19 protein-coding genes are annotated in these 23,607 nt (G+C 68.3%); 8 read left to right on the top strand and 11 right to left on the bottom strand.

Annotation, left to right across the window (positions count from 1 at the left end; all coding sequences use genetic code 11):
• Positions 1-7: 7 nt before the first annotated feature.
• Genes KK7_RS0107690 through rhmD form a run of 3 tightly spaced genes read right to left on the bottom strand, consistent with a single transcriptional unit; the run spans position 8 to position 2,813 of the window.
• Positions 8-757, bottom strand: coding sequence for an SDR family NAD(P)-dependent oxidoreductase (locus KK7_RS0107690; protein ID WP_010544064.1), 750 nt, complete (start codon positions 755-757; stop codon positions 8-10).
• A complete protein-coding gene (locus KK7_RS0107685) occupies positions 754-1,611 on the bottom strand; it encodes a 2,4-didehydro-3-deoxy-L-rhamnonate hydrolase (protein WP_010544063.1) in 858 nt (285 codons plus the stop codon). The genes KK7_RS0107690 and KK7_RS0107685 overlap by 4 nt, the downstream gene beginning before the upstream one ends.
• Before the next feature lie 11 nt (positions 1,612-1,622).
• The gene (gene rhmD, locus KK7_RS0107680; protein ID WP_010544062.1) at positions 1,623-2,813 is read right to left on the bottom strand and encodes an L-rhamnonate dehydratase; all 1,191 of its coding nucleotides are present in this window, start codon (positions 2,811-2,813) and stop codon (positions 1,623-1,625) included.
• Positions 2,814-3,007: 194 nt separating this feature from the next.
• Here rhmD and KK7_RS0107675 point away from each other — a divergent pair, with 194 nt between their 5' ends.
• Genes KK7_RS0107675 through KK7_RS0107665 form a run of 3 tightly spaced genes read left to right on the top strand, consistent with a single transcriptional unit; the run spans position 3,008 to position 5,398 of the window.
• The gene (locus KK7_RS0107675; protein ID WP_010544061.1) at positions 3,008-3,844 is read left to right on the top strand and encodes an IclR family transcriptional regulator; all 837 of its coding nucleotides are present in this window, start codon (positions 3,008-3,010) and stop codon (positions 3,842-3,844) included.
• A gap of 13 nt (positions 3,845-3,857) precedes the next feature.
• Complete coding sequence (locus KK7_RS0107670) at positions 3,858-4,622, top strand: L-rhamnose 1-dehydrogenase Lra1 (RefSeq protein ID WP_010544060.1); 765 nt, start codon at positions 3,858-3,860, stop codon at positions 4,620-4,622.
• The gene (locus tag KK7_RS0107665) at positions 4,619-5,398 is read left to right on the top strand and encodes a rhamnogalacturonan acetylesterase (protein WP_010544059.1); all 780 of its coding nucleotides are present in this window, start codon (positions 4,619-4,621) and stop codon (positions 5,396-5,398) included. Before KK7_RS0107670 ends, KK7_RS0107665 begins: the two co-directional genes overlap by 4 nt.
• Here KK7_RS0107665 and KK7_RS0107660 read toward each other — a convergent pair.
• Genes KK7_RS0107660 through KK7_RS0107645 form a run of 4 tightly spaced genes read right to left on the bottom strand, consistent with a single transcriptional unit; the run spans position 5,395 to position 8,937 of the window.
• A complete protein-coding gene (locus tag KK7_RS0107660; RefSeq protein ID WP_010544058.1) occupies positions 5,395-6,111 on the bottom strand; it encodes a hypothetical protein in 717 nt (238 codons plus the stop codon). The two genes, KK7_RS0107665 and KK7_RS0107660, sit on opposite strands and share 4 nt — an antisense overlap.
• Positions 6,112-6,170: 59 nt before the next feature.
• Positions 6,171-7,205: an aldo/keto reductase gene (locus KK7_RS0107655; protein WP_010544057.1), complete on the bottom strand. Its 1,035-nt coding sequence runs from the start codon at positions 7,203-7,205 to the stop codon at positions 6,171-6,173.
• The gene (locus tag KK7_RS0107650; RefSeq protein WP_010544056.1) at positions 7,202-8,077 is read right to left on the bottom strand and encodes an amidohydrolase family protein; all 876 of its coding nucleotides are present in this window, start codon (positions 8,075-8,077) and stop codon (positions 7,202-7,204) included. The genes KK7_RS0107655 and KK7_RS0107650 overlap by 4 nt, the downstream gene beginning before the upstream one ends.
• A gap of 5 nt (positions 8,078-8,082) precedes the next feature.
• Positions 8,083-8,937: a fumarylacetoacetate hydrolase family protein gene (locus KK7_RS0107645; RefSeq protein WP_010544055.1), complete on the bottom strand. Its 855-nt coding sequence runs from the start codon at positions 8,935-8,937 to the stop codon at positions 8,083-8,085.
• Positions 8,938-9,244: 307 nt separating this feature from the next.
• Between KK7_RS0107645 and KK7_RS0107640 the strand changes: the two genes are divergently transcribed.
• Entirely contained in the window at positions 9,245-10,258 is a 1,014-nt protein-coding gene (locus KK7_RS0107640; RefSeq protein ID WP_010544054.1) for a zinc-binding alcohol dehydrogenase family protein, read from the top strand.
• A 70-nt stretch (positions 10,259-10,328) separates the two neighbouring features.
• A complete protein-coding gene (locus KK7_RS0107635; RefSeq protein ID WP_010544053.1) occupies positions 10,329-11,150 on the top strand; it encodes an IclR family transcriptional regulator in 822 nt (273 codons plus the stop codon).
• Positions 11,151-11,154: 4 nt separating this feature from the next.
• Here the strand turns inward: KK7_RS0107635 and KK7_RS0107630 are convergent, their stop codons facing one another.
• From KK7_RS0107630 to KK7_RS0107620, 3 genes are read right to left on the bottom strand one after another with little or no spacing between them, the layout of a single operon-like run.
• Positions 11,155-12,582, bottom strand: coding sequence for an SLC5 family protein (locus KK7_RS0107630; RefSeq protein WP_010544052.1), 1,428 nt, complete (start codon positions 12,580-12,582; stop codon positions 11,155-11,157).
• Positions 12,579-13,847 (bottom strand): alpha/beta hydrolase family protein, encoded by a 1,269-nt coding sequence (locus KK7_RS0107625; RefSeq protein ID WP_010544051.1) that lies wholly within the window; start codon positions 13,845-13,847, stop codon positions 12,579-12,581. The genes KK7_RS0107630 and KK7_RS0107625 overlap by 4 nt, the downstream gene beginning before the upstream one ends.
• Positions 13,844-15,805 (bottom strand): beta-galactosidase, encoded by a 1,962-nt coding sequence (locus KK7_RS0107620; protein ID WP_010544050.1) that lies wholly within the window; start codon positions 15,803-15,805, stop codon positions 13,844-13,846. The genes KK7_RS0107625 and KK7_RS0107620 overlap by 4 nt, the downstream gene beginning before the upstream one ends.
• A 202-nt stretch (positions 15,806-16,007) precedes the next feature.
• Between KK7_RS0107620 and KK7_RS0107615 the strand changes: the two genes are divergently transcribed.
• Positions 16,008-18,128, top strand: a complete 2,121-nt coding sequence (locus KK7_RS0107615) for an alpha-galactosidase (protein WP_010544049.1) — start codon at positions 16,008-16,010, stop codon at positions 18,126-18,128.
• A gap of 70 nt (positions 18,129-18,198) precedes the next feature.
• Here the strand turns inward: KK7_RS0107615 and KK7_RS0107610 are convergent, their stop codons facing one another.
• On the bottom strand, positions 18,199-20,913 hold the full coding sequence (locus KK7_RS0107610; RefSeq protein ID WP_010544048.1) for a TonB-dependent receptor: 2,715 nt from the start codon (positions 20,911-20,913) through the stop codon (positions 18,199-18,201).
• Positions 20,914-21,201: 288 nt separating this feature from the next.
• Between KK7_RS0107610 and KK7_RS0107605 the strand changes: the two genes are divergently transcribed.
• Positions 21,202-21,969: an ATP-binding cassette domain-containing protein gene (locus tag KK7_RS0107605; protein ID WP_010544047.1), complete on the top strand. Its 768-nt coding sequence runs from the start codon at positions 21,202-21,204 to the stop codon at positions 21,967-21,969.
• Positions 21,966-23,489: an ABC transporter permease/substrate-binding protein gene (locus tag KK7_RS0107600; RefSeq protein ID WP_010544046.1), complete on the top strand. Its 1,524-nt coding sequence runs from the start codon at positions 21,966-21,968 to the stop codon at positions 23,487-23,489. The genes KK7_RS0107605 and KK7_RS0107600 overlap by 4 nt, the downstream gene beginning before the upstream one ends.
• Positions 23,490-23,607: the final 118 nt, after the last annotated feature.

Below are 23,607 nucleotides of genomic sequence, written 5' to 3'. Positions count from 1 at the left end.
AGATCGCTCAAAACGTCGTCCGGCCGCCCGAGGTGTCGAAGGTCGAGGCGGTGGTGAAGCTGCACTCCTCGCTCGCCATGAAGCAGATCATCGCGGCGCTTTCTTCCGCCTCGCCCAGCCGGCCCATCGGGATCTTCGAGCGCATGTATTCGACCTGGCTCGGCGGCAGCTGGGCGAGGATCGGGCTCTCGAACGTGGCCGGGGTCAGCGCGTTGGCGATCACGCCCTTGCCGGCCAGTTCCTTGCCCAGCGACTTGGTGAAGCCGATCACGCCGGCCTTGGAGGCCGAATAGGCCGAGGCGTTGGGATTGCCCTCCTTGCCCGCCACCGAGGCGACGTTGACGATGCGGCCATAGCCGTTGGCCAGCATGTGCGGCACCACCGCGCGGCAGCAATAGAACAGGCCGCTCAGGTTGATGTCGATCACGCGGCGCCAGCTGTCGAGCGGGAACTCGTGCACCGGCACGGTCGCGCCGGTGATGCCGGCCGAGCATACCAGGATGTCGATCCTACCCAGCGCCGCCGCCGTCGCGTCCGCCGCACGGGCGACCGCCTCGGCATCGGAGACGTCGAGCTGCTCGACATGTGCACCGCCCAGTTCGGCCGCCGCCACGGCTAGCTGATCGGGGTTGAGATCCCAGAGCGCGACCTGGCCGCCCTCCGCCTCCATCCGCCGGGCGACCGCGAGGCCGAGGCCCGAGGCGCCGCCGGTGATCACCGCCGTGCGCCCGGCGAAGCGTCCCGCAAAGGCGCTCATCCGAGCACCGCGTCGCCGAGGTGGCGCCATGCGACGACGTTCTGCTGCTGCTCGCCCAGACCGGCGATGCCCAGCCGCATCGTGTCACCCGCCTTGAGGAAGATCGATTCCGGCTTCTTGCCCTCGCCCACGCCCGGCGGCGTACCGGTGATCAGCACGTCGCCCGGATAGAGGGTCACATATTCGCTGACATAGGCAATGATCTCGGCGACGGTGAAGATCATCGTGCGGGTGTTGCCGGTCTGCATGCGCGCGCCGTTGACGTCGAGGAACATGTCGAGATCCTGCGGGTCGGCGATCTCGTCCGCCGTCACCAGCCAGGGGCCGAGTGGGCAGAAGCTGTCGTGGCCCTTGCCCTTGCTCCACTGGCTGCCGCGCTGCTTCTGGTTGAAGCGCTCGGACACGTCGTTCGCCACCGCATAGCCGGCCACATGGGAAAGCGCGTCGGCCTTGTCGACATAGCGCGCGGTCTTGCCGATCACCACCGCCAGCTCGACTTCCCAGTCGCTGTGCGTCGACCCGCGCGGCAGCATCACCTCGTCATTGGGACCGGTCAGGCTCGACAGCGCCTTCATGAACATCACCGGCTCGGTCGGGATCGGCAGGTTCGATTCGATCGCATGGTCCTCATAGTTGAGGCCGATCGCGACGATCTTGCCGATGCCCTTGAGCGGCACGCCGAGGCGCACGCCCTCGTCCACCAGCGGCAGGCCGGCGGGGTCGATCGCGCCAAGCCCGGCGATCGCCTCGATCGTCAGCTCGGCGATGTGGCCGGACAGGTCGCGAACGCGGCCCTCGGTGTCGATCAGGCCGGGGCGTTCCTCGCCCCGCTCTCCAAAGCGGCAGAATTTCATGGGCGTCTCTCTCAGTGCGAATAGGGGCGGTGCATGGCGAGGTCGCGGTTGAGCTCGACGCCGAAACCGGGCTTGTCGAGCGCGCTCGCGCGGAGCCGGCCATTCTGCGGCACGGGCTCGCCCAGCAATTGCGGGTGGAACATCGGCACCACCTCGGTGGGTCCGGGATGCATCATCAGGAACTCGGCGAAGGGCGAGTTGTGGCGGGTGATGACGAAATGGTAGCTGTAGACCGATGACCCGTGCGGCACGACCAGCTTGCCGCGCGCATCGGCCAGCGCCGAGATTTTGAGCAGCTCGGTCACGCCGCCGCACCAGCCCACATCGGGCTGGATGATGTCGCAGCAGTCCATCTCGAGCAGCATGCGGAAGCCCCAGCGGGTCGCCTCATGCTCGCCGGTGGTGACCAGCATGCCCCTGGGCACGTTGCGCTTGAGCTCGGCATAGCCCCAGTAATCGTCGGGGCTGATCGCCTCCTCGATCCATTTCAGGCCATGCTCGTGCGCGGCGATGGCGAGGCGGGTGGCATAGTCGACGTCGAGCGCCATCCAGCAATCCCACATCAGCCAGAAGTCGGGGCCGACGCGCGACCGCATCTCGGCCAGCTCGGCGATGTTCTTCCTAAGTCCCTCGATCCCCTCGGCCGGGCCGTGGTGGAGCGGCAGCTTGCCGCCGATGAAGCCCAGCTCCTTGGCGATGTCCGGCCGCGCGCCGGTGGCGTAGAACTGCAGCTCGTCGCGCACCGCGCCGCCGAGCATGTGATAGACCGGCTCGCCGCGCAGCTTGCCGAGCAGGTCCCACAGCGCCAGGTCGACGCCGGAAATGGCGTTCACCACCAGCCCCTTGCGCCCGTAATACTGCGTCGAGAAGTACATCTGGTCCCAGATCTTCTCATAGTCGGTCGGGCTGCGGCCCTCGAGGAAGCGGGCGAGGTGCTTCTCGACGATGTAGCAGGCGGGCTCGCCGCCGGTGGTCACCGCGAAGCCGATCGTGCCGTCCTCGGCCTCGATCTCGACGATCAGCGTGCCGAGCACGTTGATCCCGAAGCTCTGCCGACTTGCACGATATTCCGGATAGCGGCTCATCGGCGTCGCGATGTGATCGTCGATCCAGTGGCCCTCGCCCTGGTCATGATAATCGGCGCCCCCGCCGCGGACGGTATAGGCGCGCACATGCTTGATCTTTGAGAGTCCGGCTACCACGGCTCGACGCTTCCCTTCTGGCGTCCATCCCAGATGGCTGGACGGTTTCCGACAATATGAAATCCGGGCGCGCAGCGTGCCAGCATGTGGTACGTCCGCGCCCAAGAGGTTCGGGTGGGTCGCAGCCGCGATCGGCTGCCCGGCATCCTCCTGAATGCTTTACTTTCTCACTTTATGGGATAGGATGATAATTAATGGAACGCCCCACGTCAAATACTGAAAGCTCGGAAGGCGCCGCGTCGGCCGCCGGAGCCTCCAAGATTCAGGGCAGCCAGACGCTGCTGCGCGGGCTCGACATGCTCGACAAGGTCATCGAAGGTCCTGTGAAACTGGCGGAATTGTCGGCTCGCATGGGGCTGACGCGCTCGACGACGCACCGCCTCGCAAATGCGCTGATCGATCGCGGCTTTCTCGGCTATCTGCCCCGCGACGGCTATCAGTTGGGACCGAAACTGATCCAGCTGGGCTTCCTGGCGCAGAGCCAGGCAGACATCGTCCAGATCGCCCGCCCGCGCATGGAAGCGCTGGCGGCCGAAACCGAGGACACGGTGCATCTCGGCCGAATGGACGGCGATCTGGCGCTCTATCTCGACAAGATTCCCGGCCGTCGCCGCGTGGAAATCTCCAGCCGCATCGGCGACCGCCAGCCACTGACCTCGACCGGGCTCGGCAAGGCGCTGCTGATCGACACAGCCGAAAGCGAGTGGGAACGGCTCTACGCCGCCGATGCGGGCCGCGGCCAGCAGCATACCGATCACGGCCTGTGGTTCGGACGGATGCGTGCCTACGCGGCCGCCGGCCACGCCTTCGACCTCGAGGAGAATGAGGACCTGATCCGCTGCGTGGCGGCGCCGGTGCGCGACGTGTCGGGCCGGATCGTCGCGGCGATCAGCGTGTCGAGCGCGGCGCAATATATGGACGATGATCGCATGGCGGCCCTGAGCGCGCAGGTGCGCGGCACGGCGGAAGCGATCAGCACCGATCTCGGCTGGAGCGCGGAGATGCGCCCGGCCCGCAAACAACGACGATAAGGGAGAGAGCGTAGTGAAGCTGTTGGAGGGGAAGACGGTGCTCGTCACCGGCGGGTCGACCGGGATCGGCCGGGCGGCGGCGATCGGGGCGGCCGAGGCCGGCGCGGATGTGGCGATCAACTATCACAGCCGCGACGACGATGCCGCAGCGGTGGTCGCCGCGATCGAAGCCAAGGGCCGGCGCGGCCTGGCGGTGAAGGGCGACGTCGCCGATCCCGCCACCGCCACCGATTTCGTCGCCCGCGCGGTCGACGCGTTGGGCAAGGTCGACGTGCTGGTCTCGAACGCCGGCATCTGCCCCTTCCACGCGTTCCTCGATATGCCGGCGGAGACCGTGCAGCGGACGATGCAGGTCAACCTGCTCGGCGGCTATTTCATGTGCCAGGCGGCGGCGAACCAGATGGTCGCGCAAGGCCATGGCGGCGCCATCGTCGCGGTCTCGTCGATCTCGGCGCTGGTCGGCGGCGAATATCAGACGCACTACACCCCCACCAAGGCGGGGCTCCATTCGCTGATGCAATCGGCGGCGATCGCGCTGGGGCGGCACGGCATCCGCTGCAACTCGGTGCTGCCGGGCACGATCCTCACCGAGATCAACAAGGACGATCTCGCCGACGACGAGAAGCGGAAATACATGGAAGGCCGGGTGCCGCTCGGCCGGCTGGGCCAGCCCGAGGATCTTGCCGGGCCGATCGTGTTCCTCGCCTCCGACATGGCGGCCTATGTCACCGGCGCCGCGCTGCTGGTCGACGGCGGCGCCTTCGTGAACCTGCAATGAGGGGGGCGCTGCTCGCCGCGGCGCTCGCCGTCGCCACGCCCGCCGGCGCGCAAACGCTGTTCATCGCCAGCGATTCGACCGCGCAGACCTATGCCGCCAATCGCTATCCGCAGACCGGCTGGGGTCAGATGCTGCCGTGCGGGATGGCGGCCGATGCCGTGGTGGTGAACCGCGCGATCGGCGGGCGCAGCACCAAGTCCTTCCTCGCGGAGGGCCGCTGGGATTCGCTGCTCGCCGAGGCCAAGCCCGGCGACGTCGTGCTGATCCAGTTCGGCCACAATGATGCGAGCACGGGCAAGCCCGAACGCTATGCCCCCGCCGCCACGCTCTACCGCGACAATCTGCTGCGGATGATCTGGGAGGCGCGCGGGCGCGGGCTGGTGCCGGTGCTGGTCACCCCGCCGGTGCGGCGCAGCTTCGACGGGACACGCGTGAAGGCCGACTTCGCCGCCTATAGCGAAGTGATGCGCGCGCTGGTTTCGAGCACCAGCACGCCGCTGCTCGATCTGGAGGCGCGCTCGGCCGAGCTGCTCCAGCGGCTCGGGCCGGACGGCTCGCGCAAGCTGTACCTTCACTACACGCCCGAGGATAAAGTGGCCGGCTTTCCCAAGGGGATCGACGACGACACCCATTTCAGCGAACTCGGCGCCCGTGCGCTAGCCGATCTGGTCGCGCAGGAACTGAAGGGCCTGAAGCTGCCGATCGCCGAAAAGGTGCTGGCGACGCGCCCGGACCTCACTCGCACGACGCCGCTCGGCAGCGCCGCCTGCCACTAGCTGGCGCGCAGGCCGCGGCGTTCGTCAAGGGGCAGTACCAGGTCCGCCCGACCCGGCATTTCCGCGAGGATATGCCGGGTCAGCCGCTCATAATGCTGGATGAAGCGGGCGACGGCGGCATCGTCCATCACGCCCGGACCGCTGGCCCCCGAGGCGCGCAGGGCATGTTCCTGCTCGCGCCGCCACTGCAGCACCGCATCCCAGCCGGGCGCCTCGAGCAGCACCAGCCGGTCGATCCGCGCGAACAGCGCCTGATACGGGCCGCCAAGCGCCGCGTTCCACGCCCGTCGCCAGGCCCCCTGCCCGTCTTCGTCGCGCTCCAGCGGGTTGACCGGCGCGACGAGTTCGGCCTCGTCGATCGGGCGGGCACCGACGCACCAGCCCTCGAACAGAACCAGGCGCGGCGCGCGCACCGCGACCTGGTCGGCGGGGGCCGCGCGGTCGTCGATCGCCTTGTCGAAGCGCGGCAGCCGCACCGGCTCGCCGGCGCGCAGCGCATCCAGTGTCGCGATCCCGAGATCGACATCGTGTGTGCCCGGCACCCCGCGCGTTGCGAACAGCGGGTGGACGGTTGCCGCCAGATCGGACCGCTCGGCGCGGGTGCGGTAGAGGTTGTCGAGCGACAGCACCAGTGTCCCCGGCACCGCCCGCGCGACGGCGGCGGCCAGCGTCGACTTGCCGCTCCCTTGCGCCCCGCAAAGGCCGAGCACCACCGGCGCCCTTGTCTCGGCCAGCAGCCGAGCGACATAGCCGAGCAGGGCGGCTTCGGGCGTCAGGCGGCGTCCTCGGGCACCGGCGCGTCGGCACGGAGCAGGCCGGCGGCGCGCAGCTCCTGCCAGAAGGCGGCGGGGATCGCCTCGCGGTAAAGCTCCACCGTCTGCGCCACCCGCGCGGCGCTGCCGATGCCGGGAATGACGCTGGCGACCTGCGGATGTGCCAGCACGAAGGCCAGTGCTGCCGCCGGCAGCCGCACGCCGTGGCGATCGGCCACCGCCTCGATGCCGCGCACCTTCGCCACCACGGTCTCGGGCGCGGGGCCGTAGTCATAGTGAAGCGTGCCGCCGCGCTTGGTGCCCGTGGCCAGGATGCCGCTATTGTACGGCCCGCCGATCACGATCGAGGTGCCGGCCGCCGCGCAGGCGGGGAAGAGCGCATCCAACGCATTCTGCTCGAGCAGCGTGTAGCGCCCGGCGAGCAGGATCGCATCGAGCCGCGCTTCCTGCATCACGTCCAGGCATACCTGGATCTCGTTCACCCCCACCCCGAAGCCGGCGATGCTGCCCTCGTCGCGCAGCCGCTCCAGCGCCTTCAGCCCACCGCCGGTGGTCAGCTGCTGCCAATAGCCTCCGGCCGCGTCGCCATGCGTATAGCCGCCGATATCATGGACATAGAGCAGGTCGACCCGCGCCACCCCCAGCCGCTGGAGGCTGTGTTCATGGCTGCGCAGGATGCCGTCATGGCTATAGTCGTAGCGCATGCGGAAGGGCATCGGCGAGCGGAAACCGTCGCGCTCGCGATCGTCCGTCACCGAGGGATCGGGATCCATCAGCCGCCCGACCTTGGTGGAGATCACCACGTCCGGCTGCAGCCGCACTGCCTCGCCGACCCGGCGCTCGGAGAGACCACGCCCGTAATGGGGGGCAGTGTCGACATAGCGCAGCCCCGCGGCCAGCGCCGCGTCGATCGCGCCGCGCGCATCGGCATCGCTGACCGGCGCGTAGAGATTGCCGAGCGAGGCGGCGCCGAAGCCGAGTTCGGGAACGGTCAGGCCGGTGCGGCCGATCGGGCGGTGGGGAATGGCAGTCACAGGTGGAGATCCAGTCGATAGATACGGTTGGCGTTGCGGCCCCAGAGGTCGCGGCGCTCATCGTCCGAATAGCCGGCGAGCAGCGCCTCGTAAGCGGCGAGCGTGGTGTCCAATGGCGCGAACAGCCGATCGGTGGGAAAGTTGCTGGCGACCATCACCCGCCTGATGCCGAACAGCTCGATCACCTCCTCCACGATCGGCGCAAAGGCGGCGGGATCGAACGGCGAGGCGACGAAGCCGGCGCCGGAGAGCTTGATGGCAACCTGCGGCATTGCGGCCAGGGCGGTAAGCCCGGCGCGCCATGCTTCCAGACCATCCTGCGGGATCGGCAGCCCGAGATGGTTGACGATCACCGGCACGTCCGGATGCGCCGCCGCTACCTCCGCCAGCCCCGCGAGCTGCGGGGGGAAGCCGTGAAAGTCGTAGCTGAGCCCATGCTGCGCCAGCAGCCCGAAGCCGCGGCGCCATGCCGGGTCCATCGTCAGGTCGCGCGAATACGCCTGGCGGGATGGGTCGGGGTGCCAGTTGATCAGGTGGCGGATGCCGACCACCCGCGCCCGCGCCGCCTGACGCGCAAGCACCGCCTCGACATCGGGCGCATCCAGCGCCACCCGGGCGACGATCGCGCTCGGCAGCCCCTCGGCATCGGCGATGCTGTTCAGCCAGTCGGTCTCGCGCTCGCCGTCGTCCGGATGGGCGCCGGCATCGACATGCACGGCCCCAACCAGATTCCAGTCGGCCGCCGCGGCGCGGTGCTGCGCCACCGTATAGGTCGCGGCGATCGACGCCTTGTCTGCCTCGTCCAGCCACGGATAGCGCAGCCGCTCCCGGTCCCAGAGGTGGAGATGCGCGTCGACGAACGGCGGCCGCATGCGCCTCAGCCCCGCGGCGTCCAGGCGACGAAGTCCTGGCGCTGTTCGCCCAGCTTCTCGATGCCCAGCGTCACCACGTCGCCGGCCTTGAGATACCAGGGCTCGGGCTTCTGGCCCATGCCGACGCCCGGCGGCGTCCCCGTCGTGATGATGTCGCCCGGCTCCAGCGTCATGAACTGTGAGCAATAGGCGATGATCTCGGCGACGGTGAAGATCATCGTCCTGGTGTTGCCGTCCTGCACGCGCTTGCCGTTGACCGCGCACCACATCGACAGGTTCTGCGGATCTCCCACCTCGTCGGACGTGACCAGCCAGGGGCCCACCGGGCCGAAGGTGGGGAAGCCCTTGCCCTTGTCCCAGGTCGCGCCGCGCTCGATCTGCCAGTGGCGCTCGGACACGTCGTTGATCACGCAATAGCCTGCGACATGGCTCAGCGCGTCTTCCACCGACACATATTCGGCGCGGGTGCCGATCACGACGCCCAGCTCGACCTCCCAGTCGGTCTTTTGGGAATCGCGGGGGATGACGACGGGGTCGTTCGGGCCCTGCAGGCAGCTCACCCATTTGTTGAATACCACCGGCTCGGCCGGGATCGGCAGGTTCGATTCCGCGGCATGGTCGGCATAGTTGAGGCCGATCGCGATGAACTTGCGCGTGCCCGACACCGGCACGCCGTAGCGCGGGCTGCCTTCGACCAGCGGCAGGCTGGCGGGATCGATCGCGGCGATCCTGGCGAGCGCGTCCGGCCCCAGCGTCTCCGGCGTGATGTCGGCATGGCCGGCGAGCGACCGCAGGCGGCCGTCCGCATCGATCAGGCCGGGCTGTTCCTGGCCAGGGGCGCCATAGCGACAGAGCTTCATGCGGGTTCCTTTTTCTGGTTTCCGGAGGGGAGGGGCAGAGGGAGCAGCGATAGCAGGTTCGGCGCGCCGTGCGAGCAAATCGGCCGCGGCCATCGCGCGGTTCGGCGCGTGCCGCCTGTCGCTTTCGTCCGTGGTTGATTCGCTGCACCCATGAAAACGCGGTCTCATAAAAGCGGCGGGCAGCCAAGATCGGGACCAGGCTTTATATGCTGTCGTCCCTGCAGCCTTGCTTTCGCCTATGATATTTCGATATCACCGCAACCAAATTCAGGAAAGCGCATCCCAGTGGTGCCGGGGAGTAGACAGGATGAAGGCACTGGTTTGCGTGGGTCCGCATCAAGCCCATATCGAAGAGCGACCCCGCCCCGAGCCCCGCGAGGGCGAGGTGCTGATCCGCATGCGCCGCGTCGGCATCTGCGGCACGGACTATCACATCTTCGACGGAAGCCAGCCCTTCTTCACCTATCCCCGCCTGATCGGCCACGAGCTTTCGGGCGAGATCGCCGAGGCGCCGGAGGGCAGTGGCCTGGCGCCGGGCGACATCGTTACCGTCAATCCCTATCTGCCCTGCGGCACCTGCGTCGCCTGCCGTCGCGGCCGGCCGAACTGCTGCAGCCGGATCAGCGTGCTGGGCGTGCACGCCGATGGCGGCATGGCGGAATATATGACGGCCCCGCTCCACGCGGTGATCCCCACTCCCGGCCTCTCGCTCGATCACGCCGCCATGGTGGAGTTCCTCGCGATCGGCGCCCATGCCGTGCGCCGGGCCGCGATCGAGCCGGGTGCCCGCGTGCTCGTCACCGGCGCGGGCCCGATCGGGATCGGTTGCGCCTTGTTTGCCCGCATCGCAGGTGCCGCGGAGGTGACGCTGCTCGATCGCAGCGCCCGGCGGCTGGCGACCGCTGCAGAGGCCTTCGGCTTCACGGACGGCGTGATCGCCGGACCGGAGGCGACCGAGCAGCTCGAAGCGCGCACCGGTGGCGAGATGTTCGATTATCTGTTCGACGCGACCGGCAACATCCAGGCGATGAACGCCGGCCTCGCCAACCTCGCGCATGCCGGCACCTATGTGCTGGTCGGCCTCAACCGCGATACGCTGAGCTTTCCCGATCCCGAATTCCACAAGCGCGAGACGACGCTGCTCGCCAGCCGCAACGCGCTCTCGGCCGATTTCGAGCAGGTGGTGGCGGCAATCCGCGACGGCACCATCCCGATCGACCGCTTCCTCACCCACCGCGTGGCGCTGGCCGAAGCGCCCGCGGCGCTGCCCGGGCTGATCGCCGTGCAGGAATCGGTGCTCAAGGCCCTCGTCACCATCTGATCGGCACCACCGCTTCCTTGGCGCCGCGATTGCGGCTAGCGCTGGTGCCGAACCAGAATAGCGAGACGCCATGCCGAAACGAACCGGAGCCCCTTCCCAGCGCAAGGGCAGCTACAGCGCGCCGGCGCTCGACAAGGCATTCCTCATCATCGAACTGCTGGCGAACAACCCGCAAGGGCTGCTGGCCAGCGAGATGGCCGCGGCGCTCGGTCGTTCGCTGGGCGAACTGTTCCGCATCGTGGTGGTGATGGAAGAGGCCGGCTATCTCCAGAAGTCGGAGCTCACCGATCGCTATACCGCGACCTACAAGTTCCTCGACGTCGCCTATCGCGCCACTCCGGCGCGCAAGCTGGTCGTCACCGCCCAGCCGGAGATGCAGGCACTGGCCGCGACGATCGGCCAGTCATGCCATCTGGTGGTGGCGAAGGCCGGCGAAGGACTGGTCATCGCGCGCGAGGAAAATCCGGGCACCCGCAGCTTCGCGCTCCGGATCGGCGCGACGATCGACCTGATCGACAGCTGCTCGGGCCATGTCCTGCTCGCCTTCGCCAGCGAGGAGCGCGCCGTCCGGATGCGGGAGCGCGCCTCCGCCTTGCGGGACACGCCGATCGACGAGGCGACGCTCGCCACGCATCTGCGCACCGCCCGCGCCGATGGCTATTGCCTGCGGCAGAGCCCCATCACCCGCGGCGTGACCGACATCAGTTGCCCGGTGCTTGGCTTCGACGGCGAACTGCTCGCCGCGCTGACCGTCCCCTATCTGGAGGTCGTCGACGGATCGCAGTTGATGTCCGTCGAGCAATCGCTGCAGGAACTGATCCGCACCGCGCGGCGCATTTCGGAGGCGCTCGGCTGGCGCCCGGCGGCGGCGGCCGAAACCACCCCCGCCTGAGCCTTCAGCCTCGTGCGGGTCGCCACGTCGCCCGGTTGCCGAACGCCAGCCGGTTGACGCTGAGCGACACGCCGATGCTGAAGAACAGCGTGATCGCGATCATGTGGATATAGTGGAGCGGCGCCCAGACGAACGTCGCGAAAGCGTAGAAGGCCACGCCCGCCACCAGCCCGCAGATCGCCGCGCGCGCATCGACGCCGCGGAACAGCAGCGCGACGAGGAATACCGACAGCACCGGCATGCTGGTCAGCCCGTTGAGTTGCTGCACCAGGTTGATGATGCTGGTGGCGCCCGCATAGATCGGCACGATCGCGATCGCGAGGATCACGAACAGGATGTTGCTGATCAGGTTCAGCTTCGCGACATTGGGGTTCGGATCGATATATTTCTCGTGCAGGTCGCACACATAGAGCGTCGCCGAGGAATTGAGCAGGCTGGTGAAGTGCGCCAGCACCGCCGAGGCGATGGCGGCGGCGAAGATGCCCGACATCCAGGTGGGCAGCACCGTCCACACGATCTTGCCGTACGCCGCGTCGCCCAGATGCCCGAACAGCTTGTACGATACGATGCCGGGAATGACGACGATCGCCGGCACCACCAGCAGGCGGATCGCGGTCGCCGCCATCACGCCCTTCTGCGCCTCGCGCAGATTGGGGGCGGCCATCGCGCGCTGCGTGATCGTCTGGTTGGTCGACCAGTAGAACATCTGGATGAACAGGATGCCGGTGAACAGGGTCGGCCACGGAATCGGCGAGTCCGGGCCGCCCAGCATGGTCAGCCGCTCCGGCGGGATGCCGGAAAAGTCCCAGTGGATCGCAGCCAGCGACAGAAACACTACCAGCATCGCCATGCCGAGCAGCAGCACGCCGCTATAGGTGTCGGTGATCGCCGCCGCGCGCAGCCCGCCGAAGATCGAGTAGAGCGATCCCGCCACGCCGAACACCGCCGCCAGCAGCACCGTCGGCACGGTGAGGCCGAACATCGACTTCATCATCAGCGCGCCCGAATAGAGGACGATCGGCTGGTAGATCAGGATATTGCCGAGCAGGAACACCGTGGCGATGGTCGCCCGGATGTTGACGTCGCCGTACTTCTTCTCGAGCAGCTCGGTAACGGTGGTGCAGTTGTTGCGATAATAGATCGGCAGGAAGATGAAGGCGAGCATCGTCAGCCCCGCCACCGCCGCCAGCTCCCACCAGGCGAGCAGCGCCATCTGGTTGCCGTTCATGCCGATCAGCTGGTCGGTCGACAGGTTGGTGATGGTGATCGAGCCGGCGATGTAGAACCACGATAGCCCGCCCCCGGCGAGGAAGAATTCGCGGTTGCTGTTCTCGGCCGAGCGCCCCTCGCCCCGGCATTTCCAGTAGGTGATGAAGGCGACGAGGGCGGTAAGGGCCGCGGCGATCAGCGCCTGGTTCTGCTGCAGGTTCATGGACGCGCTCCCGGGGCGGCGTGATGGAGTTCAAGGCCGAGCGCCCAGCGGCGCTGGAAGCCCGGCCAATAGCCGCGCGATCCGGAATCGTCGGGTGCGGCATAGCGCGCACCGACGCTCTGGCCGGCGCCGAGCGGCCAGGCGCCGTCGGCTGCCTTTTCGGTGGGGACGGTCAGCAAGGCGCCATGTGCGCTATCGTTCTTCAGCGTACGATCGAGAAAGGCGGTCACGAAGTGCCGGTTGATCGCAAGGATACGATCGCGCCGCCAGACCGGTTCTTCCAGCCGCTCGACCCATTCGAAGCTGGGATCGGGGATGCCTGCCACGCCGTCCCCGACGATGTTATGACGAGCATTCTGGTACACCAGCATCGTCCGGTCGGCGCCGACGGCATTCTGGTAGAGCCATTCGACGCCTTCGCCATAGCCGCTCACATCATCCTGATCGCCGACGGCGAACAGGATCGGAACGGTGATGTTGGCGACCGCCTTCGGGGTCCATGCCCGAAGCGGAGGCGTGGCGCCCCAGGGGGCGAAGGCGACGATCGCCTTCACGCCCGCCGGCGCCTGCGCCTCGAGCGACGATCCTTCGGCATAGGCGTCCATGCCCGGCGCGATCTTGAAGAAGGGATTTTTGGGGTCGAGCCCCGCCCCGGCGGTGATCAGCGCGCCGAAACCGCCCATCGAATAGCCGATCAGCGCGATCGCGGTCGGATCATAGCTGTTCGCCAGCGGACCACGGGTCGCCCGCCGGGTGAGTTCGGCGATGACGAAGCGCTGGTCGGCGCTGCGCGTCTGCACCACCCGCGCGAAGGAGCGCAGCCCCTCTTCGGGTTTCGCGGGCTCGATATCGGTATGGTCGATCGCGGCGACGACATAGCCGTGCGAGGCGAGCCCCTCGGCGAGATCGCTGAACCCCGTCGCCCAGTTGCGATAGCCGTGCGAGAAGACGACCAGCGGGAAGCGCTTGCCGGTAAGTGCCGGTACATCGACCCGCGCGACACCGACATGGCCACCGGTCGCGGCCGGCCCCGGCGTCTTCATCACATAGTGCGCGGGCGCGCCGCCCTGCCCGGCAGAGGGATACCAGATGGTCAACGGCAGATCCCGCTTCTGTGCCGGATCGGTCAGGTCCATCCGCAGCACGCCGACCGGATAGGCGCCGGGCTGCGCGAGTTCCGGTACATCGGGCAGGCCTTGCGCCACCGCCGGGCTGGCGAGCACCGCCGCGAGCACGAGGCCCGCGCCGCGCAGCACCGCGATCACTTCTCGCTCCAGATGGCAACGTCGCGCGGGGCGATGGTGTGGCCGCCGAGCACGAAGGTCGCGTCCTGCGGTGCCGGCGCCATCGCGGCGGTCTCGGCATAGTTGAAGGCAAAGACGAGGCCGCCGCGCCGGCAGATCCGCAGATCCTCGGACAGCCGCACCGTCGCCACGCCCACCTCGGCACAGAGCGCCTCCAGCAGGTCGGTCAGCAGCGTCGCGTCGGAAAGGGTCGCGAGATACAGCGCCTTGTCCTTGCGGACCAGCGCCGCGCCGCCATCCTCGAACCGGCCCAGCGTCTCGACCGAGGCATCCAGCCCCAGCTCCTCGCGCCAGCCGCCGCTCGGATAGACGCGGCCGTTCCACGCAATGCTGCCCTCGCAGCCCGGACGCAGCGTCTCGACCGACTGCACCTGGATCGGCAGCACCGCCTGCAGGGCGCCGGGCGCCAGCGTCTCGGGCAGGGTGAAATCCTCGGTCTTGGCGCCCGAGCGCGCGCCATAGAGCACCACCGCGCCGCCGCGCGCCAGATGCGCCGCCGTGTCCGCCCGCGCGATCGCCAGCGAAGGCACGACGATCAGCCTGTAATCCGCCGGATCGCCGTCCGGGGCGATAAAGTCGACATCCACGCCCAGCCGGCGGAACGCCTGGTAATAGCCGAGCAGGATGCGTGTATAGTCGTAGCTGTCGCCCTGCCGCTCGATATCGCCGAGCCACTGCGCCTCGACATCGACGACCAGCGCCACCCTGGCACGGCCGCGCGGGCGCTCCTCCAGGCCGAGCAGGGCAAGGTCGCGGACGACCGCCTCGACCTCGGGCCACGCCGCCGCCGCGCTGCTGTCGGGCCGGAGCAGGCCGGCGTGCATCTGCTCCTGCGCGAAGGGCGCCTGGCGCCAGCGGAAATAGCTGACCACGCCGGCGCCGTGCGCGAACGCCTCCAGCGTCCACAGCCGCACCATGCCCGGCGCGGGGCGCGGATTGTGCATCGCCCAGTTCACGGGCCCCGGCTGCTGCTCCATGATCCAGAAGGCGCCGGGGGCGAGGCCACGGGTCTGGTCGAAGAAGAAGGCGCCGAAATCGGGGTGGCCGGTCCGCATGTAGCGGCGGAATTCCTCGGCGGGCGCGTCCGCCATCCACAGATCGGTGCGGCCGAGCGGATAATTGTCGTACGCCGCGAAATCGAGGTCGCGGGCGAGCCGGTGGTTGTCGACCCCGGTCTCGTTCATCGGGATGAAGTTGTGGGTGATGAACTTGCCCTGCGACAGCCGGCGCAGGATCGCCACCTGCGCATCGTGATAGCGCGCGACCTGGTCGGACGAGAAACGCCGCCACGCCATGCGGTGCGCCGGGCTCGTCTCGGTCACCGCGCCGACCGGCAGTTCGATCTCGTCGAAGCTGCGATATTCCATCGACCAGAAGACGTTGCCCCAGGCGGTGTTGAGCGCCTCGATCGTGCCGTAGCGCGCCTTGCACCAAAGGCGGAACGCATCGCGGGCGACCGGCGACGCGCTGAGCGTGGTGAGGTGACAGCACAACTCGTTGTCGGTCTGCCAGCCCACCACGCCGGGATGGCTGCCGTAACGTTCGGCCAGCGCGGTCACGATCCGCTCGGATTCGCGTAAGTAGACGTCGCTGGAGAAATCATAATGCCGCCGCGAGCCGAAGCCGCGGGTGCGGCCGGTCTCCGGGTCGACCGGCAGGATCTCTGGATAGCGGTCGATCAGCCATTTCGGCGGTGTCGCGGTGGGGGTACCGAGCACCACCTCCAGCCCGGCGGCGGCCAGCGTCTCGATCGCCTCGTCGAGCCAGGCGAAGTCATAGGTGCCGGGCTCGGGCTCGAGCCGCGACCAGGCGAATTCGCCGATGCGGACATAGCGCAGCCCCAGCGCCTTCATGCGGCGGGCATCCTCCGCCCACAGCGCGCGCGACCAATGTTCCGGGTAATAGCAGACGCCAAGCACCTGACTGCATTCCTCTCCGGGCCGCAGCGTGCGTGCGCCGCCACCCTGTTGCTAAATCGTTTGTACCGGCACGCTGCGCTTGGCAAGATTGCGTCGCGCACCGCACTGGCTTGTTGATCATCATATTTATACCATAATAAACCTCGGTCAATAACGACTGCGCCGCGGACGCACGCCCCGCCCGCCGAGAGAGGATTGCACTGTGACCGACCCGTTTGTCCGGCTCGATGGCCGCGCCACCTGCCTGATCGTCGATTGCCGCGGCGAGGCGCCGGCGATCCTCTACTGGGGCCGCCGCCTGCCCGACGATCTCGATCCCGCCGCGCTGGCGCTGCTGGGCGTGCGGCAGGAAGCCCCCTGCTCGCCCGCGACCACGCCGCCCTTGGGCCTCACGCCGCTGATCGGTGCGGGCTTTCCCGGCCGCCCCGGGCTGTCGGCGCATCGCGACGGCCAAGGCTGGGCGACCTGGACCGCGATCACCGCGATACACCGGATCGACGCCGCAACCGTCGAGATCGATTCGGAAGATACCGCCCACGGCATCGGCCTCGTCCACCGGCTGCATCTTGCCGGCGACGTGCTGCGGATGCGGACCACGCTGATCAACCGCGGCGACACCGCGCTCAGCGTCGAGGCGTGCGATGCCCCCGCCCTGCCGGCCCCCGAGGCGGTGACCGACTGGACGCTGTTCGAGGGCCGCTGGTCGGGCGAGCTGCAGACCCGCCGCGTGGCCCGCGCGATGGGCGCGGTGGCGCGCGAGAACCGGCGCGGCCGCACCAGCCATGATGCCTTCCCCGCGATCCTCGCCGAAGTCGGGCCCTGCGGCGAGCAGGCGGGCGAGGTGTTCGGCGTGCAGCTCGCCTGGAGCGGCAACCATCGGCTCTGGGCGGAGACGCTGTCCGACGGACGCGCCTATCTCCAGCTGGGCGAGCTGTTCCTGCCGGGCGAGTGCCGGCTGGCGCCGGGCGCGCGCTATACCAGCCCCGATCTGGTCTGCGCCTGGTCCGATGCCGGGCGCAGCGGCCTCGCCCGCGCCTTCCACGCCCATGTCCGCGCGCGGCCGCAGCACGATCGGCTGCGCGCCAAGCCGCGGCCGGTCCACTACAACACCTGGGAAGCGGTCTATTTCGACCACAAGCCCGCGGCCCTGATGGCGCTGGCAGACAAAGCCGCCGCGATCGGCATCGAGCGGTTCGTGCTCGACGATGGCTGGTTCCTCGGCCGCCGCGACGACACCGTGGGCCTCGGCGACTGGATCGTCGATCCGGCGATCTACTCGGACGGCCTGGGGCCGCTGGTGGCGCATGTGCGCAAGCTCGGCATGGAGTTCGGCCTGTGGGTGGAACCCGAGATGGTCAATCCGGACAGCGAGCTGTTCCGCGCCCATCCAGAGTGGGTGCTCGGCACACCCCCTGCCCCGCAGCTGCGCTTCCGCAACCAGCTGGTGCTCGATTTCGGTCAGGCGGCGGTGCGCGAGCATCTGTTCGAACGGATCGATGCGCTGCTGCGCGAACACGCCATCGCCTATCTCAAATGGGACATGAACCGCGACATCACCCATCCCGGCGGCGCCGGCGGGGCCGCCGGCGCGCATGCCCATGTGCTCGGGCTGTACGAGGTGCTCGCCCGGCTGCGCGCGGCGCATCCTTCGGTCGAGATCGAAAGCTGCTCGGCCGGCGGCGGCCGTACCGACTTCGGCATTCTCGACTATACCGACCGCGTGTGGACCTCGGACACCAACGACGCGCTCGACCGGCTGACGATCCAGCGCGGCCTCTCCACCTTCGTGCCGGCCGAGCTGATGGGCGCGCATGTCGGCCCGGCCGATTGCCACATCACCGGCCGACGGGTGGGCATGGCGACGCGCGTCGCCACCGCACTGTTCGGCCATTTTGGCGTGGAAGCAGACCTCAACGCGATGGAGGATGCCGAGCGGGCCGAGCTCGCCGCCGGCATCGCGCTCCACAAGCGGCACCGCGCGCTGATTCATACAGGCGACCTCTACCGGCTCGACCGGCCGGAAAGCGAGATCGCCTTCGGCATCGTCGCCGCCGACCAGCGGGAGGCGCTGTTCTCCTACACCCAGGTCACCGAGCCGCGCGGCTATTTTGCCGCTCCCTTGCGGCTCGACGGGCTCGATCCGGCGGCGCGCTACCGGGTGACGCTGGCCTGGCCGGGCAGCGGCTATCCCGCCTCGCCGCTGTTCGCAGCACTGGGCGAAGGCGCGGTGTTCTCGGGCGCGGCGTTGATGGCGGCCGGGCTCCAGCCGCCGCGCCTCAAGCCGCAGGCGGCGTTCCTGCTCCACCTCGAACGGATCGCCTGATCCGCTTCGGGGCCAACGAAAAAGGCGGGGCCCGAAAGCCCCGCCTTCCTGCTTGGTCCGCGGCGTCCGATCAGAAGCGGGCGCGCACCCCAAGGGCGTAGCGCGGACCGGTTTCGGTATAGCTCAGGAACTTGTTGACCGTCCCGTCATAGGTCTGGACCACCGCGTTGGTGACGTTGATCGCCTCGGCGACCAGCGACACGCTCTTGGTGACGGCATAGCTCGCCTGCAGGTCCACCTGGCCGGCGCCGCGGGTGAAGACCGGGTTGCCGCCCGTCGCGTTGGACTGGGTGGAGAGGAAGCCGTCGCGGTGGTTGTAGGCGGCGCGGAACTGGATCGGGCCCTTCTCGTAGAACAGCACCGCATTCTGGCTGTTACCCAGGCCGACCAGCGCGAAGGCGGCGCCGTTGTCGTTGCTGTCGCCCGTGCTCGATTTCACGAAGGTGGCGTTCAGCGTCACGCCCAGGCCGTCGAACGGTGCCGGCAGGTACGAGAAATTGTGTTGGAAGCCGACTTCGAGGCCGTAGACCGTCGCCGCGCCCACGTTTCGCGGACGGCTGACCGCGAAGGTCGCGCGGCCGCCGGCGAACTCGGGCAGGTTAGAGGCATTGGCGATCGTGATCGTCTCGTTGCCCACCGAGGTGACGATGAAGTCGTCGAGCCGCTTGTAGAAGGCGCCGACGGTGAAGAAGCCGGCGTTCTGATAGTACCATTCGTAGCTGAGATCGAGGTTGGTCGACTTGTACGGCTTCAGCGCCGGGTTGCCGCCGCTCGCCTGCAGGTTGCCCGGGCGGGTGACGGTGTAGACCAGCTGCGGCGCGAGGTCGGTCAGGTTCGGACGCGTGACCGTCTGCGACGCGCCGAAGCGGGCCACCATGTCACGCGACAGCTCAAGCTTCGCGTTCAGGCTCGGCAGGAAGCTGTCATAGCTGGTCTGGCCCGATACCGGCACTGCCGTGGGCGAGAGCGGCGCGCGGTACAGCGTGGGATCGTTCGGGGTCGGCAGCAGATCGAGCAGCACCTGGTTCACGCCGGTCGAGGTCAGTTCGGTATGCACGTAGCGCGCACCCAGCGCACCGGTCAGCTTCATGCCGCCGATCTCGCCCTTGAAGTCGATCTGCGCATAGGCGCCGGCAACCTTCTCATGCACCCGGTACGAGCTGGGCTGCACGGTCGCGGCATAGCCGTTGGTCCGCTGGATCTGCGCATAGGTGGTGCCGACCGGCTGACCGGTCGCGCGATCCTGGGCATCGGCCGCCGCCCGGCTCTCGAGGAAGGTGAAATAGCTCTCCGGGTTGAACGCCAGCCAGGCGCGCGGGAAGGTGCCGCCCACGCCGCCCAGGAAGTTGCTGGGGGTGAAGGGCTGGAGCAGGCCGCTCGCCACCGGGATCGAATAGCCGCAATAGGAGCACCAGGTGTCGCTGCTCGACTGGACCAGCTGGTTGTCCTTGGTGCGATCGGTGTAGATCGCACCGAAGCGCAGCGCGGTCAGATGCTCGTAATCGGTCCGCAGCGTCACATCGAGGCGGTTCTCGTACACCGTCTCGCCATAGTTGGAGCCCTGGCGCGTCGCGAAATGGGCGCGGCCGACATTGGGATTGGTGAAGCCGTTGGTCGCCGTCAGGCTCGGCAGGCCGCTGCCGCTGCTGTCCACCTTGATCGGGTTGTTGAACCCGATGACCGCGAAGATCTCGTTGCCGCCATTGTTGTTGCGCGCTTCCGAATAGGAACTGTCGAACGCGACGTCGACCATCGTATTCGGCTTCCACACCGTGTTGAAGCCGACCGACTTGAGCTCCGTCGGCCGGTTGAAGGTGCGCGCGACATAGTCGGTGTGGCCGGTTGCATCCTGGTCGAAGCCGATGACGGTGCGGTTGCCGTCCAGCTTCACGTTGCTGATGTTCGCCGGCGAGTAGAAATGGCCGATCTGGTTGGCGACCGAGCGGACGTCGAACTTGTTGTACACGCCGTCCAGCGTCATCGTCAGCGTGTCGGTCGGCTTCGCCTGGAGCGTGGCGGTGAAGGTCCGCCGCTTGCGGTCCTGGCTGTCGGAATACTGGTTATAGTCCTGCGGCATGGACACGTTGTTCAGCACCGGCGAGCCGTTGGCGCCGCCGACGCTGGTCCGGTAATAGCCGCTCACCGATGCGGTATCGATCCGCGCCTTGCGCTGCTCGTACGAGGCCGAGACGAGCACGCCCAGGCGCCCGTCGAGGAAGGTGTTGCTGTAGAGGCCGAACAGGTCGGGGGTGAACTTGTCCGCCAGGCTCTCGTAATTGGCCTTGGCGCTGAGGATCACGCGCTGGCCGGGCGTGTCGAACGGGCGCGGCGTCTTGAGGTTGATCGTCGAGCCGATGCCGCCTTCCTGGAGATTGGCATTGGCGGTCTTGTAGACGTCGGCACCCGAGATCAGGTCGGCGGGCAGCAGGTCGAAGCTGAACTGGCGGCCGGGATTCTCGGTGGCGAGCGTGCGACCGTTGAGCAGCAGCTGGTTGAACTGCGGGCCGAAGCCGCGGACGGTGACGAAGCGACCCTCGCCGCTGCTCCGATCGACCGAAACGCCGGTGATGCGCTGGAGCGATTCGGCGACGTTGGTGTCGGGGAACTTGCCCAGGTCTTCCGACGCGATCGAATCGACGATCGAGCTGGCGTCGCGCTTGACGTCGATCGAGCGATTGAGGCTGGCGCGCAGGCCGGTGACGACGATTTCGGCTTCCTGGCCGGCGGCTTCGCCCGACTGGTCGGCCGGCGCGGTCTGCGCGCTTGCCGGTACGGCAAGCGTCATTACGGCCAGCGATGCAACGGAAGCGAGCGCCGAACGGCGCACGGAAACGGACACGCGCGAGCGCGTGAAAGTTGCTTTCATAGATCCTCCCCACGGCAGGCGGCTTGTCCGCTTGTGCCAATGCTTTAAACGAGCAAACGATTGCTGCCCTTTGTGGGAAAAATCATATTAATAATTTATTGTCAAGCGAGGCGCCCGCACGGGTGGCATGGTTCCATTCAATCTGTTGCATTTACGCCACTCTGATCGCTTTGACCTTTGAGCCACGATTGCCCACAAGCACTCGCGATGCCGGAGCCCCTGCACAACCTAGCCTTTGATGCAGTGCGCAAGTCCTATGCAACGGGCACGCAGGCGGTGGACGGCGTATCCTGCACGATCCGGGGCGGGAGCTTCGTCGCGCTGGTCGGGGCGTCGGGCTCGGGCAAGTCGACCTTGCTCAAGATGGTCAACCGACTGATAGAGCCCAGCGCGGGCCGCATCACCATCGGCGGCACGCCGGTGGATGCCGAGCCTCCCCATCTGCTGCGCCGCCGGATCGGCTATGTCTTCCAGAATGTCGGGCTGTTCCCGCATCTCACGGTGGGCGAGAATGTCGCGATCGGCCTGCGGCTGGCCGGTGCGCGCGATCGCGACTCCCGCGTCGCCGAACTGCTCCGCCTGGTCGACCTTCCCGAAGCGATGGCGGCGCGTATGCCGGATGCGCTTTCGGGCGGCCAACGTCAGCGCGTCGGCGTCGCCCGGGCTCTCGCCACACGCCCGCGACTGCTGCTGATGGACGAGCCGTTCGGCGCGCTCGACCCGGTCACCCGCGATGCGCTGGGCAAGGCGATCCGCGGCCTTCACGACACGATGGGGCTGACGACGCTTCTCGTTACGCACGATATGGCGGAAGCGCTGCTGCTCGCCGATCGCGTGCTGGTGATGGAGGCGGGCAGGATCGTCGGCGACGCCACGCCGGCCGACCTGCTTGCCGGCAAGGGCGGCGCGGCCGCCGACGCGCTCGTCGCGGTACCGCGCGAACAGGCCGAGCGGCTGGCGGCGCTGGCCCGATGACCGCCGCCTTCACCCGCGTGCCCGATCTGCTGGCCCAGCACCTGCTGCTGGCGCTCGCCGCGCTGCTGCTCGGAATCGCGATCAGCCTGCCCCTGGCGGTGCTGTCGGCCCGACACCGGGGCGTCGCCCGGGTAGCGCTGGGAGTCGCGAGCCTGATCCAGACCGTCCCCAGCCTTGCGCTGCTTGCGCTTTTCTATCCGCTGTTGCTGTCGGTGTCGGCGCTGGTCGGCGGCGGCATTCCGGCGCTCGGCTTCCTGCCCTCGCTGCTGGCGCTCACGCTCTATGCCTTGTTGCCGATCCTGCGGAACGCGGTGACCGGCCTCGTCACCCTCGACCCGGCGGTGCGCGAGGCGGCGGACGGCGTCGGCATGACCCGCTGGCAGACGCTGCGGCTGGTCGAGGCGCCGCTGGTCGCCCCCATGGTGATGGCGGGCATCCGCACCGCTGCCGTCTGGACGATCGGGGCGGCGACCCTGTCCACCACCGTCGGCCAGCCGAGCCTGGGCGACCTGATCTTCGCAGGGCTACAGACGCAGAACTGGACGCTGGTGCTCGCCGGTTGCATCGCCGCCGCCACGCTTGCCTTGGCGGTAGATGCGCTGCTTGGCCTGGCCGAATGGGGGATCGCACGCCGCCGGCGGCTGCTCGTCTGGGCAAGCCTGGGCGCGCTTGCCGCCGGTGCGCTGGCGGCGCTTGCCCCGGCCTGGCCGGCAGCGCGCGGCACGGTGACGATCGGCGCAAAGGGCTTTTCCGAGCAGTATGTCCTTGCCCGGCTGATCGGCGCGCGGCTGCAGGCCGCGGGCTATGCGGTCCGCTACCGTGAGGGGCTGGGCTCCGGCGTTGCCTATGGCGCGCTCGCCAGCAACGCGATCGACGTCTATGTCGACTATTCCGGCACGATCTGGACCAACCAGATGCGCCGCCACGATGTGCCGTCCCGCGCCGCGATCGTCCGAGGGGTCGCAGACTGGGCAAGGCGCACCAAGGGCGTGACCCTGCTCGGGTCCCTCGGCTTCGAAAATGCCTATGCTTTCGTGATGCGCGGCGACGATGCCCGGCGGCGCGGCATCGCCACGATCGCCGATCTCGCCCGCATCGCCCCGTCGTTGAAGCTCGCCACCGACATCGAGTTTCTCGAACGCTCCGAATGGAAGGCGGTGCAGGCTGCCTATGGCCTCCGTTTTGCCGAGGCGCATCCCTATCAGCCGACCTTCATGTACCGCGCCCTCGCCAGCGGCACCGCGGACGTGATCCCCGCCTTCTCGTCCGACGGCCGCATCGCCGCGCAGGGGTTGGCGGTGCTGCGGGACCCCAAGGGGGCGATCCCCGGCTATGACGCGGTGCTGCTGATCGCACCTTCCCGCGCGGGCGACCGCCGCTTCCAGGCCGCGCTCCGCCCGCTGATCGGGGCTATTCCGGTCGAACGGATGCGCGAGGCCAACTACCTGGTCGATCGCGACACGGACCAGCAGAGCCCCGACGCCGCCGCCCGCTGGCTCGACGACCGGCTGAAGCGCTGACCCGGGCGCACCGGATGCGGGGCTGCGTGAGGCGCGTCGCGAAGACAATGGCGGCTAGGATCGCGAGAGGAGCTTAGAGCGGATTTCGACCGAGCTGAATCGTCGAGGGATTCCCAAA

This window comes from Sphingomonas elodea ATCC 31461, assembly GCF_000226955.1.
GTDB lineage: Bacteria > Pseudomonadota > Alphaproteobacteria > Sphingomonadales > Sphingomonadaceae > Sphingomonas > Sphingomonas elodea.
The sequence above is the reverse complement of the archived record's forward strand: the minus strand, read 5'-3'. Positions and strand labels throughout refer to the sequence as shown.

What these genes read in the sequence shown, in the direction of transcription:
- KK7_RS0107650 (WP_010544056.1), bottom strand. Translation starts at nt 8,077, where the DNA reads ATGCGGCCGCCGTTCGTCGACGCGCATCTCCACCTCTGGGACCGGGAG.
- KK7_RS0107610 (WP_010544048.1), bottom strand. Translation starts at nt 20,913, where the DNA reads ATGACGCTTGCCGTACCGGCAAGCGCGCAGACCGCGCCGGCCGACCAG.
- KK7_RS0107690 (WP_010544064.1), bottom strand. Translation starts at nt 757, where the DNA reads ATGAGCGCCTTTGCGGGACGCTTCGCCGGGCGCACGGCGGTGATCACC.
- KK7_RS0107630 (WP_010544052.1), bottom strand. Translation starts at nt 12,582, where the DNA reads ATGAACCTGCAGCAGAACCAGGCGCTGATCGCCGCGGCCCTTACCGCC.
- KK7_RS0107635 (WP_010544053.1), top strand. Translation starts at nt 10,329, where the DNA reads ATGCCGAAACGAACCGGAGCCCCTTCCCAGCGCAAGGGCAGCTACAGC.
- KK7_RS0107685 (WP_010544063.1), bottom strand. Translation starts at nt 1,611, where the DNA reads ATGAAATTCTGCCGCTTTGGAGAGCGGGGCGAGGAACGCCCCGGCCTG.
- KK7_RS0107605 (WP_010544047.1), top strand. Translation starts at nt 21,202, where the DNA reads ATGCCGGAGCCCCTGCACAACCTAGCCTTTGATGCAGTGCGCAAGTCC.
- KK7_RS0107600 (WP_010544046.1), top strand. Translation starts at nt 21,966, where the DNA reads ATGACCGCCGCCTTCACCCGCGTGCCCGATCTGCTGGCCCAGCACCTG.
- KK7_RS0107665 (WP_010544059.1), top strand. Translation starts at nt 4,619, where the DNA reads ATGAGGGGGGCGCTGCTCGCCGCGGCGCTCGCCGTCGCCACGCCCGCC.
- KK7_RS0107645 (WP_010544055.1), bottom strand. Translation starts at nt 8,937, where the DNA reads ATGAAGCTCTGTCGCTATGGCGCCCCTGGCCAGGAACAGCCCGGCCTG.
- KK7_RS0107640 (WP_010544054.1), top strand. Translation starts at nt 9,245, where the DNA reads ATGAAGGCACTGGTTTGCGTGGGTCCGCATCAAGCCCATATCGAAGAG.
- KK7_RS0107675 (WP_010544061.1), top strand. Translation starts at nt 3,008, where the DNA reads ATGGAACGCCCCACGTCAAATACTGAAAGCTCGGAAGGCGCCGCGTCG.